Source organism: Sinomonas sp. RB5, from assembly GCF_054063535.1.
In genome coordinates, this window is record NZ_JBSSGJ010000008.1 from 200,252 (window position 1) to 210,964 (window position 10,713).

A 10,713-nucleotide genomic window follows, 5' to 3' on the forward strand; every position below is an offset into this window, starting at 1 on the left:
ACGCCGTCGTCCGTGCCTCCGGAACGCTCAGCTGAGGCACAGGCAGAACGGATGCCCGGCCGGATCGAGGAAGACCCGGAAGGTGGTCCCGGGCTGGTGATCGTGCTTCGAGGCGCCGAGTCCCAGCACCGACGCCTCGGCGGCGTCGAGATCGTCCACCACGACGTCGAGATGCATCTGCTGGGGGACCTCCTGCCCGGGCCACTGGGGCGGCGTATAGCCCTGCACCCCCTGGAAGTCGAGGCACTGGCCGTAGTCGGCGCGGACCCGAGCCCAGTCGGGGGAGGACTCCTCGATCGTCCAGTCGAGGAGGCCGGCGTAGAACTGCGCGAGCGCGGCCGCGTCGGGGCAGTCGATGACAACGGAGGGGAAGCGTGCGATAGCCATACCGGCACGGTAGACCGCGTTGAGGACAGCCCGTGTCCGCAGGGTCGGCGTGGCCTGGATCACCACCGGCCGTGGCGCCGCCTACGTTGCGGGGATGTTTCGGGGCGCTCGTGCGGGAACAGATGGTGTCTGAGGGTAATCGTGATTGGGCGGATACCCTGCAGTGCGCAACAAAGACTGTGCGAACGCCCGCGCAGACCCTCTGGGTATGGGGCCACCATTGATTCCGGCATTGACCCTAACGATGGAAGTGAGCCTCATGGCTTCCCAACCAGAACTCCACAAGACCCTCAAGCCCCGTCACCTGTCGATGATCGCCATCGCCGGCGTCATCGGGGCGGGGCTCTTCGTCGGCTCCGGCGCGGCGATCAAGCAGGCCGGCCCCGGAATCCTCCTCGCCTATGCGGCCGCAGGCGTCGTCGTGATCCTCGTGATGCGCATGCTCGGCGAGATGGCCGCGGCCAACCCCGAGACCGGCTCCTTCTCGGCGTACGCGGACAAGGCCCTCGGCCGCTGGGCCGGCTTCAGCATCGGCTGGCTCTACGCGTGGTTCTGGATCATCGTCCTCGGCATCGAGGCCACCGCAGGGGCGGCGATCATGCACCGCTGGCTCCCCGGCGTCGACCAGTGGATCTGGGCCCTCGTGCTCATGGTCGCGCTCACGCTGACCAACGTGTGGAGCGTGAAGTCCTACGGCGAGTTCGAGTTCTGGTTCGCCTCGGTCAAGGTCACCGCGATCGTGCTGTTCCTCATCGCCGGCCTCGCCGCGATCTTCGGCCTCATCCCCGGCCTCCCGGCCCCCGGCACCACCAACCTGCTAGGCCACGGCGGGCTCATGCCGAACGGCGGCAGCGCGGTCCTGGCGGGCATCCTCGTCGTCGTGTTCTCCTTCTTCGGCGCCGAGATCGCCACGATCGCGGCGGGCGAGTCTGCCGATCCGGTGACCGCTGTCCGCAAGGCCGTCAACTCGACCGTGTGGCGCATCCTCGTGTTCTACATCGGCTCGATGGCGATCGTCGTGACCCTCCTGCCGTGGGACGACGCGTCCGTCGCCAAGAGCCCGTACGTCGCGGTCATCGAGCGGTTCGGCATCCCCGGCGCGGGCACCATCATGGACATCGTCGTCCTCACCTCGGTCCTCTCGTGCCTCAACTCGGGCCTCTACACGGCCAGCCGCATGATCTTCTCGCTCTCGCGGCGGGGGGACGCCCCGTCATCGTGGTCGCGGATCTCCACCCGCGGCGTCCCCGTCCGCTCGGTGCTCGTCTCCACGGTGGTCGGCTTCGTCACGGTGGGCCTGAACTACCTGTGGCCGGACACGGTCTTCCTGTTCCTGGTCAACACCTCGGGCGCGATCGCCCTGTTCGTGTGGCTCGTCATCGCGGCCTCCCAGCTCATCCTGCGCCGCCGGGCCGATGCCGCCGGCACGAAGCTCGAGATCCGCATGTGGCTCTTCCCGTACCTGACCTGGGCTTCCATCGTGGCGATCGTCGCGCTGCTAGTGGGCATGCTCTTCCTCGACGACACCCGTGACGAGCTCGTCCTGTCGGTGGCACTCGCCGCCGTGGTCGTCGCGATCGGCGTGGCCCGCTACCGCCGGCGCGGCCTGGCGGCGGCCGGTGTACCCGCCCTCGCCGAGGCCCCCGGGTTCGAGGCGGCCGAGCTCGACGCCGAAGCCCACGGGCACGGCGCCTGAGGCCGGCTACGGCCCAGAGGTAGGCACGACGGCGCGGTGCCGGCTCGAGCGGGAGCCGGCCCCGCGCCGTCGGGCGTCAGGGCGCGCCGTGCGTCAGGCGACGCCCGAGAAGAAGATCGCCGTGGTGGGGCCCGAGAACGGCCTGCCGCCGAGCCGCTCCCCGAGCACCCGCGCTACGTCCGCCGTGATCTCCACGGGGTCCCCATATCCCTCCCGCAGCTCATTGGCGAGGGGCGTCCCCTGGCAGTGGGCGAGCGCGATCGCGTCCGCGGACGTCGGAGCGCTGACGTGCTCGACCGTTCGGACGTCGATGTCCGAGAAGCCAGCCTCCTCGAGCTCGGCACGGATGAGGTCCTGGTCCGTGTAGCCGAACGGGATGCGGCGGTAGAACGTCGGCGTCCTCTCGGGGAAGAGCTCGGCCAGGGCCTGCTCGACGAGGAGGGTCACCTCGTTGCCCTCGAGCGGGCCCCACACGGCCGCGGTCATCCGGGCGCCGGGCCGCAGCACGCGCCGCGCCTCCGCATAGGCCCGCACCCGGTCGGGGAAGAACATGATCCCGAACTGGCTCACCACCGCGTCGAAGGCCCCATCCTCGAACGGGAGCTCCTGGGCATCGGCCTGCTGCCACCGGATGGAGTCGGAGGCGGGCAGGATGCGGTCGGCCTGGACGAGCATGGCCGGGTTGAGGTCCGTGGCGGTGATCCTGGCGCCCGGGAGGACCCGGTGGAGCGTCCTCGTCACGACTCCCGTCCCCGCCGCCGTCTCGAGCACGCTCGCGGGGTCCGCGGCCGCGACGTCGGCGGCGAGGTCGTCCGCGAAGTCCTGGAAGACCATGGGCACGAGGACGGTGTCGTAGAGCTCCGGGATGGATCCGGTGAAGGCTGAGTCCCCTGACATGCGATCAGTATCGGTTCGGGTCCGCGCGGCCGCCAGATCCCAGGGGCCCGGGTCCACCCGGGCCCACACCGCGCTGGAGTGTCGGCGCGGGCGCCTACAGTGGGACCCATGGAGCAGGGGGAGCGGGTCCACGCGCACGCGCAGGCCAGCGCGCCGCGGTCGACGGCGCGCGAGATTCTGCGCCTTGCCGTGCCCGCCTTCTTCGCGCTCATCGCGGAGCCGCTCTTCCTCCTTGCCGACTCAGCGATCGTCGGGCACCTCGGGGTCGCGGAGCTGGCGGGCCTCGGGATCGCGACCACGGTGCTGCAGACCGCCGTGGGGCTCATGGTCTTCCTGGCCTATGGGACAGGGCCCGCCGTGGCGCGCCTCCTCGGCGCGGGGAAGATGGGCCACGCCATGTCCGCCGCGCGCGACGGCGCCTGGCTCGCGCTGCTGCTCGGCCTCGCCCTCGCGGCGCTCGGCTGGCTCGCGGCCCCGGCGGTGGTGGGCCTCCTCGGCGGCCCCACGGAGGTGCGGGGGTACGCGGTCGAGTACCTCGTCTGGTCGATGCCCGGGCTCGTGGGCATGCTGCTCGTGTTCGCGGGCACCGGGGCACTGCGCGGGCTCCAGGACACGAGGACCCCGCTCGTCGTCGCCACCGTCGGTTTCACGGGGAACATCCTGCTGAACCTGCTGTTCGTCTACGGGCTCGGCTGGGGGATCGCGGGATCGGCCATCGGCACGAGTGTCGCCCAGCTGAGCATGGCGGCCGCGTACCTGGGCATCGTGCTGCGGCGGATGCGGCACGAGGGCGTGGGCCTCGCCCCGAGCCGGCGCGGCCTCCTGGGCGCCGCCCACGTGGGCTCCTGGCTCATGCTGCGCACGCTCACGCTCCGGGCCGCGATCTTCGCGGCCGTCGTCGTCGCCACGCAGCAGGGACCGGCGAACCTCGCCGCCCACCAGCTCGCCATGACGCTCTTCAACGTCCTCGCCTTCGCCCTCGACGCCCTGGCCATCGCTGCCCAGGCCCTCATCGGCAAGGAGCTCGGCGCCGCGAACGCGGCGCGGGCGCGGGCCCTCACACGGACCATGGTGCGGTGGTCCCTCGGGTACGGGGTCATCACCGGGGCCCTCCTCGCGGCCTGCGCACCGTGGATCGGCTGGATCTTCACCCCGGACCGGCAGGTCCACGAGGCCCTGCTGCCCGCCCTGCTCGTGCTCGCCGCGAGCCAGCCGGTGTGCGGCTACGTGTTCGTCCTCGACGGCGTGCTGATCGGCGCCGGGGACGCCCGGTACCTCGCGATCGCAGGGCTGCTCAACCTCGTGGTCTACGCCCCCCTGCTCGTGTGGGCCGGGCTCTCCGGCGTGGGGGGACCGGCGGGGCTCATGTGGCTGTGGGCCGCGTTCGCCGGCGGATACATGCTCGCGCGCGCACTGACCCTCGGCCTTCGGGCGCGCTCTGACGCCTGGATGGTGCTCGGCTCGCACTAGCGGGACGCGCGGCGGGGCGGCACCTGCCGGCTGGCTAGACTTGGCCCGTGCCCGAGAACCCTTCGACCCAGCCCGCAGCCGTCCCGTCCGGCGCCCTCGCCCCCGCCGAGCAGCGCTCCCTCGCCGCCCCGGTGATCCTGAGGGCGGTCGTCGCGCTGGCCTTCGGCGCAGTCACCGTCTTCTGGGGGACGCCCACCGCCGCGGGTGCGGCCTGGTGCCTCGCGGCCTACTTCGTGGGGCTCGCGGCGGCCCGCGCGTGGCTGCTGCGCGAGGAAGGGCGCGCCGCGGACCCCGCCGCCCGTCCTACCGCCGCCGTCCGCCTGGTCTCCTCGGCCTGTTTCGGCCTGGCTGCGGCCGTCGGTCTGGGACTCGGGGCCGCGCCCGCGGGCGGCGTCATCGCGGCCGGCGGCGCCGCGGCCCTCGCGCTCACCGGGCTCGCCGACCTCGTCGCGGCCATCGCCGGAAGGGGGCGGAGCCCCCTGGCGCGGGATGAGGTCATCATCGGCGCGGTGCACCTCGGTGCCGCGGTCCTGCTGCCGTTCGTTGCCGGCCTGGGCGCCCACGCACTGCTCGGCGTGGCCGGCGGCGCGGCCATCATCACGGGGGTGCTGCTCCTGATCGGCGGCCTGAGCCTGAGGCACGATTCCGCCGCCCAGCCCGACGTGGCCTAGAATCGATACGTTCTTTCTACTGCGCGTAGAAGCTTCCCACGTTCCCCGGCCGCTTGAGGAGGGCCCATGTCTGATACACCGCGCGGGCCCCGCGTCGGGATCAAGGGCCCGCTCATGTTCTCGGCGTTCTTCGGTGTCGTCGCCTTCGTGACGGTGCTGATCTTCGCCTCCGGAGGGACCGGGCACGGCCTCCGGTTCGACCTGGCGTTCAGCGCCGCCGGCATCGCCTTCATCGTGTGCCTCGTCATCGCCGCCATGCTGTCCATGAGCTACAAGGAGAACGCCGAGCACCTCGGCCGGGGTGACGGTGTCAACCTGCGCTCCGAGGACCGGCTCAAGCGCGCCCAGCGCCCTGCCAAGGGCACCCCTGCCGCGGACGACGCGTCCGAGCCGGGCCATGAGGCCGACGGCGGCGCCCCGGGCCGCCCCGGTCCGGAGGCCTGACCTCAGCTCGCGGCCTTGCGCTCCCGGTAGGCGCGCACGTGCGCCCGGTTGGCGCAGTTGCCCGTGTCGCAGTAGCGCTTCGAGCGGTTCTTCGTCAGGTCGACCAGAACCGCCCCGCAGTCCTCCGCCGAGCAGACGCGCAGGCGGTCGAGCTCCTTCGAGCGGATCACGTCCACGAACGCCATCGCCGCCTCCGTGCCCATCCGGTCCGCGAGGGGCGCCTGCGGGGTCGTGGCGTGGAGGTGCCAGTCCCAGTCGTCGTGCTTGACGAGCTGAGGCAGTGCCCGGGCCTCGCTGAGCAGGGCGTTGACCAGCTCCACGGCCTCCTCCTCGGTCGAGTCCCAGAGGGTGCGCAGCCGCGACCGGAGCGCGCGCACCCCAGCCAGCTCCGCGGCGTCGTGCGTGCGGGAGCCCGTGAACTTCTCCTCGAGCAGGAAGCGGTCCAGGTCCTCCCCGGTGGCGAGGTGGTCGCCGCCGTCTGCTCCGAGGGGATCGAGGGTGTTGACGAGGTTGACGGCGCTGCGCAGCGCCACCTCGGTGTCATGGGCGAAGATCACGTTGACTCCTGACGGGATCGGGATCTACTGTCATCACCATACCCTTGCTTTACTCATGACACGATCTTTGGGGGGTGCCCTGTGCTGTCCGCGAACCGTTCCGCATCCGGTCTCGTCTTCGCCCTGCTGTCGGCCGCGACGTTCGGCATCTCGGGACCGCTCGGGAAGTCCCTGCTCGAGGCCGGGTGGACGCCCGGCGCGGTGGTCGGCGGCAGGGTGGGGCTCGCCGCGCTCGTGATGGCCCTCCCCGCGGCATGGATGATGCGCGGGCAGTGGTCGCGCCTCCGAGGAGGGGTGGCGCTCATGGCCGCCTACGGCGCGATCGCCATCGCTCTGTGCCAGTTCTTCTACTTCAATGCCGTGGCACGCATGAGCCCGCCGGTCGCGCTCATGCTCGAATACCTCGCCCCGATCATCCTCGTGGGCTGGGCCTGGCTGCGCACGCGGCACCGCCCGGGAACCCTCACCATCGTCGGGACGGTGACGGCGATGCTCGGGCTCGTGCTGGTCCTGGACCTCATGAGCGCCCAGCATGTCGATCCGGTCGGCGTGCTGTGGGGCGTCGCCGCGGCGGTCTGCCTCGCGGTCTACTTCGTCCTCTCGGCGAAGTCCGACGGCGTCCTGCCGCCTCTCGTGACCGTGGCCGGGGGGATGGTGTCCGGGGCCCTCACCATTGCCCTGCTCGCCGTGGTGGGCCTGCTGCCCCTGGGGGCGACGTTCGGGACCGTGGCGCTCCTCGGCGGCGAGGTCAGCTGGGTGGTCCCGCTGGCGGGCATCACGCTCGTCGCCGCGGTGCTCGCCTACACGTTCGGGATCATCGGCACGCAGCGGCTCGGCTCGAAGGTCGCGAGCTTCGTCTCCCTCACCGAGGTGCTCTTCTCTGTCGTCGCGTCGTGGATCATGATCGGCGACGTCCCCGGACCGGTGCAGTTCGTGGGCGGCGCCCTCATCGTGGCCGGCGTGGTCATGGTGCGCATGGACGAGCTCCGCGCCCCTGCGTCCGCCGTGGTCCCCGACTCGGCGCCGGAGGCCCTCCCGGCGGCGGACCTGGCGACCGGCTCGCTGCCGGCGGTCAACCGCCCCGCCTGACCGCCCCCCTCCCCCGCCCCTCCGTTTCGGGTACGCATCTCGTCGCCCTTTCACCGTTTCGGGTACGCGGGCGCGTACCCGAAAGGGCGTTTCTGCGTCGGGATGCGTACCCGAAACGGGGGAGGGGCTAGGGGGTGAAGCGCGTGAGTCGCAGCGAGTTGGCCACGACGAGCACCGAGCTCGCCGCCATGGCCGCGCCGGCGATCATCGGGTTGAGCAGTCCGAGCGCCGCGACGGGGATCCCGACCGCGTTGTAGAAGAATGCCCAGAACAGGTTCTGCTTGATGATCGCCAGCGTCCTGCGCGAGAGCGCGATCGCCGCCGCGACCTGATTCAGGTCGTCGCCCATCACGGTCAGGTCGGCCGCCTCCCGGGCCACGTCCGTGCCCGAGCCCATCGCGATCCCGAGGTCGGCCTGCGCGAGCGCGGGCGCGTCGTTGACGCCGTCACCGGCCATCGCGACGCGGGCGCCGCCGGACTGGAGCCGCCTGACCGCCTCGACCTTGCCCTCGGGACGGACGCCTGCCTGCACGTCCTCGCCCGCGATGCCGACCTCGGCGGCGACCCGGGCCGCGACGGCCGCGTTGTCCCCGGTGACGAGCACGGGCCGCAGGCCGAGGGCCCGCAGCCGGCCGATCCCCGCGGCGGACCCGGGCTTGACCGAGTCGCGCAGCGCCACGATCCCGGCGAGGGCGCCGTCGACGACGACCCACACCGCGGTCGCGCCGGCCTGCTCGCGCTCGGCGAACGTTGCCGCGGCCCCGGCGTCGGGCGCCGCACCGAGCTGCCCGGCGATCCAGTCAGTGCGGCCCACGAGCACACGGCGGCCCTCGACGGTGCCTTCCACCCCGCCGCCCGGCGCGGAACGGAAGCCGACGACGCCGGGCAGGCCCGCGCCGTCGTGCGCCCTGCGTGCCGCCGCGGTGACGGCGCGGGCCAGGGGATGCTCGCTCGCGGACTCGACGGCGCCGGCGAGCCGGAGCAGCGCGCCACGGTCGAGGTCCCCGAGGGCGTCGACCGTGTCGACGGCCAGTCGGCCGGTGGTGACCGTCCCGGTCTTGTCGAGCACGATCGTGTCGACGGCGCGCGTGTCCTCGAGGACGTGGGCGCCCCGGATGAGGATGCCCAGCTGCGAGCCGCGCCCGCTGCCCGCAAGCAGCCCGATCGGGGTGGCGAGGCCGAGCGCACACGGGCAGGCGATCACGAGGACGGCGACGGCGGCCGTGAAGGCGGAGGGCAGCGCGCCGCCGAGCACGAGCCAGAGGACGAACGTGACGGCGGTGATCGCGAGCACCACGGGCACGAAGACGGCGCTGATCCTGTCCGCGAGCCGGGCGATGGGGGCCTTGCTCGTCTGTGCCTCGGAGACGAGTCGCGCCATCGCCGCGAGCGTCGTGTCCGAGCCCACGCGGGTGGCCTCGACCACGAGCCGGCCCGAGGTGTTGACCGTGGCGCCGGTGACGTAGCTCCCCTCGGCGACCTCGACCGGGACGGACTCGCCCGTGAGGAGCGACGCGTCGACGGCGGAGGCGCCCTCGCGGACCACGCCGTCGGTGGCGATCTTCTCCCCGGGCCGCACCACGAAGAGGTCTCCGGGCACGAGCTGGTCCGCGGGGACCTCCGTCTCGATGCCGTCGCGCAGGAGCGTGGCCCGCTTGGCGCCGCGGTCCAGGAGCGCCCGCAGCGCGTCGCCGGCCCGGGACTTGGCGCGCGCCTCGAGCCAGCGCCCGAGGAGGAGGAACGTGGTCACCACGGCGGCGGTCTCGAAGTACAGCGCCCCGCCGGACATCTCCATGCCCGGGTGCGCGGTCAGGCCCGGGTCGGCCAGCAGCTGCACGAGCGAGTAGACGTACGCCGCGGTCACCCCGAGGGAGACGAGGGTGTCCATGGTCGAGCCGCCGTGGCGGGCGTTGACTGCCGCCGCGCGGTGGAACGGCCACGCCGCCCACGTGACGACCGGCAGGGCCAGGGCGGCGGCCCACCAGCCCCAGTCGGGGAAGTGGGCGGCCGGGACCATCGAGATCAGGACGACGGGGACGGTGAGAGCCGCCGCGACGGCGAGCCGGGGCAGCAGCGTGCGGGCCGGCGCCTCGACGGCTCCCGCGGACGACGGCGCGTGCTCACCGTGGCCCTCACCCTCACCCTCGCCGGAGGCGGCAGCGGGGCGGGGCGAGGCCTTGACCTTCGCGGTATATCCGGCAGCCGCCACGGTGGTGATCAGCTGCTCGTCGCTCACGCCGGCGGGAACCTCGACGCGGGCGGACTCGAGGGGAAGGTTCACGGAGGCGTGGACGCCCTCGATCTTCCCCAGCTTCCGCTCGACCCTGTTCACGCAGGAGGCACACGTCATGCCCCCGATATCGAGTTCGACGATGCGGGGAAGCTGGGCGGTCCTGTGCTGGTCCATCGTCCTAGGCGTCGTTGTCGACGACGACGTAGCCCGCCTCGGCGACTGCTTCGCTGATCGACTCGTGCTTGAGCCTGCGGTCCGACTGGATGGTCACTTCCGAGACGCCGCCGGCGTTGAGGTCGACGGAGACGTCCTGGACGCCGTCGATCGACTCGATCTCTTCGGTGACCGAGCTGACGCAGTGGCCGCAGGTCATGCCGTCGACGTGCACGGTGGTGGTGAAGTGGCTCATGGTGCTTCTCCTCTGGTGCGTGTTCTCGGTGGTGGTGCCCAGCGTAGGCCGGGGCAGGCGGACTGTCCCCGCGGGCCGTCCAGGGGAGCCGGCGCGGCCGTGGCCGGGAGCGGCGCTACCGCAGCAGTCGGCCGATGGCATCGGTGGCCTCCTTGACCTTGGCGTCGATCTCCTCGGTGCGCCGGGCCGGGTCCTGCACATTGGCGGCGCCGACCACGCAGTGTCCGATGTGCTCCTCGACGAGGCCGAGGCTGACCGCGTGGAGGGCCTTGGTGACGGCGGAGACCTGCGTGAGGATGTCGATGCAGTACTTGTCCTCCTCCACCATGCGCGCGATGCCCCGGACCTGGCCCTCGATGCGTCTCAGGCGCCGCAGGTAGGCGTCCTTGTCCGCGGTGTAGCCGTAGGGCGGCCCTGCATGCTGGTGCTCGGGGGCCTGGGTGATCTCGTCCATGCGACCGAAGCTATACCCACCCGGGGTATGGGTCAAGTACCCCACGGGGGTATGTTCCCGCGGGCGGCCACCGGACCCGCCCCTCCGGCCCCAGTGGCCAAGGGCACACCCTCCCGATTTGGCCGAACCGCCGCGAGCCGGTAATGTTTTCTGAGTCGCCGGAGCGGCTGCGAACTGATCGCGGACCGGACAGGGCGGCAGAACCCCTAGGAATTCCACCGGAATGGTGCACCTTCGAGTGTGCCCGGATGGCGGAATTCGGATTCGAATTTCTCGATCCACTCCCGGAAACGGGATTTGGAAAAGGAAATCGGATCGGGTAGGATTGAATCTTGTTGCCGCGGGGATGTGGCCGGTCCGGTTGGGCTGGTCGGAGTACCTGCGGGGGCGTGTTGTTTGAGAACTC

At 72.0% G+C, this 10,713-nt stretch carries 11 protein-coding genes; 5 read left to right on the forward strand and 6 right to left on the reverse strand.

The features are described 5' to 3' along the window. Window positions 1-27: 27 nt before the first annotated feature. Window positions 28-387 carry a VOC family protein gene (locus tag ACVWWH_RS11620; RefSeq protein WP_457316683.1) on the reverse strand — a complete coding sequence of 120 codons (360 nt, stop codon included), beginning with the start codon at window positions 385-387 and terminating at the stop codon, window positions 28-30. A 259-nt stretch (window positions 388-646) separates the two neighbouring features. Between ACVWWH_RS11620 and ACVWWH_RS11625 the strand changes: the two genes are divergently transcribed. Continuing rightward, window positions 647-2,083: an amino acid permease gene (locus ACVWWH_RS11625; protein ID WP_457316684.1), complete on the forward strand. Its 1,437-nt coding sequence runs from the start codon at window positions 647-649 to the stop codon at window positions 2,081-2,083. Window positions 2,084-2,176: 93 nt separating this feature from the next. On the opposite strand, the gene ACVWWH_RS11630 is transcribed toward ACVWWH_RS11625, so the two are convergent. Then, window positions 2,177-2,980: a class I SAM-dependent methyltransferase gene (locus ACVWWH_RS11630; RefSeq protein ID WP_457316685.1), complete on the reverse strand. Its 804-nt coding sequence runs from the start codon at window positions 2,978-2,980 to the stop codon at window positions 2,177-2,179. 108 nt (window positions 2,981-3,088) lie between these two features. Between ACVWWH_RS11630 and ACVWWH_RS11635 the strand changes: the two genes are divergently transcribed. From ACVWWH_RS11635 to ACVWWH_RS11645, 3 genes are all read left to right on the forward strand, one after another. Beyond that, the gene (locus ACVWWH_RS11635; protein ID WP_457316686.1) at window positions 3,089-4,450 is read left to right on the forward strand and encodes an MATE family efflux transporter; all 1,362 of its coding nucleotides are present in this window, start codon (window positions 3,089-3,091) and stop codon (window positions 4,448-4,450) included. A gap of 47 nt (window positions 4,451-4,497) precedes the next feature. Next, window positions 4,498-5,121, forward strand: coding sequence for a hypothetical protein (locus ACVWWH_RS11640; RefSeq protein WP_457316687.1), 624 nt, complete (start codon window positions 4,498-4,500; stop codon window positions 5,119-5,121). 66 nt (window positions 5,122-5,187) lie between these two features. Further along, window positions 5,188-5,565: a hypothetical protein gene (locus tag ACVWWH_RS11645; protein ID WP_457316688.1), complete on the forward strand. Its 378-nt coding sequence runs from the start codon at window positions 5,188-5,190 to the stop codon at window positions 5,563-5,565. A gap of 2 nt (window positions 5,566-5,567) precedes the next feature. Here the strand turns inward: ACVWWH_RS11645 and ACVWWH_RS11650 are convergent, their stop codons facing one another. Then, a complete protein-coding gene (locus tag ACVWWH_RS11650) occupies window positions 5,568-6,122 on the reverse strand; it encodes a CGNR zinc finger domain-containing protein (protein WP_457316689.1) in 555 nt (184 codons plus the stop codon). An 81-nt stretch (window positions 6,123-6,203) separates the two neighbouring features. On the opposite strand from ACVWWH_RS11650, the gene ACVWWH_RS11655 reads away from it, so the two are divergent. Continuing rightward, window positions 6,204-7,211: an EamA family transporter gene (locus tag ACVWWH_RS11655; protein ID WP_457316690.1), complete on the forward strand. Its 1,008-nt coding sequence runs from the start codon at window positions 6,204-6,206 to the stop codon at window positions 7,209-7,211. Window positions 7,212-7,338: 127 nt separating this feature from the next. On the opposite strand, the gene ACVWWH_RS11660 is transcribed toward ACVWWH_RS11655, so the two are convergent. The 3 genes from ACVWWH_RS11660 to ACVWWH_RS11670 form a co-directional block, all read right to left on the reverse strand. Beyond that, window positions 7,339-9,618, reverse strand: a complete 2,280-nt coding sequence (locus ACVWWH_RS11660) for a heavy metal translocating P-type ATPase (RefSeq protein WP_457316691.1) — start codon at window positions 9,616-9,618, stop codon at window positions 7,339-7,341. A 4-nt stretch (window positions 9,619-9,622) separates the two neighbouring features. Continuing rightward, complete coding sequence (locus ACVWWH_RS11665) at window positions 9,623-9,853, reverse strand: heavy-metal-associated domain-containing protein (protein ID WP_066501629.1); 231 nt, start codon at window positions 9,851-9,853, stop codon at window positions 9,623-9,625. A 115-nt stretch (window positions 9,854-9,968) separates the two neighbouring features. After that, the gene (locus tag ACVWWH_RS11670; protein ID WP_066501627.1) at window positions 9,969-10,307 is read right to left on the reverse strand and encodes a metal-sensitive transcriptional regulator; all 339 of its coding nucleotides are present in this window, start codon (window positions 10,305-10,307) and stop codon (window positions 9,969-9,971) included. Between the last annotated feature and the right edge of the window lie 406 nt (window positions 10,308-10,713).

Coding starts and splice junctions, on each gene's coding strand:
- ACVWWH_RS11665 (WP_066501629.1), bottom strand. CDS start 9,853: ATGAGCCACTTCACCACCACCGTGCACGTCGACGGCATGACCTGCGGC.
- ACVWWH_RS11645 (WP_457316688.1), top strand. CDS start 5,188: ATGTCTGATACACCGCGCGGGCCCCGCGTCGGGATCAAGGGCCCGCTC.
- ACVWWH_RS11625 (WP_457316684.1), top strand. CDS start 647: ATGGCTTCCCAACCAGAACTCCACAAGACCCTCAAGCCCCGTCACCTG.
- ACVWWH_RS11635 (WP_457316686.1), top strand. CDS start 3,089: ATGGAGCAGGGGGAGCGGGTCCACGCGCACGCGCAGGCCAGCGCGCCG.
- ACVWWH_RS11620 (WP_457316683.1), bottom strand. CDS start 387: ATGGCTATCGCACGCTTCCCCTCCGTTGTCATCGACTGCCCCGACGCG.
- ACVWWH_RS11630 (WP_457316685.1), bottom strand. CDS start 2,980: ATGTCAGGGGACTCAGCCTTCACCGGATCCATCCCGGAGCTCTACGAC.
- ACVWWH_RS11670 (WP_066501627.1), bottom strand. CDS start 10,307: ATGGACGAGATCACCCAGGCCCCCGAGCACCAGCATGCAGGGCCGCCC.
- ACVWWH_RS11660 (WP_457316691.1), bottom strand. CDS start 9,618: ATGGACCAGCACAGGACCGCCCAGCTTCCCCGCATCGTCGAACTCGAT.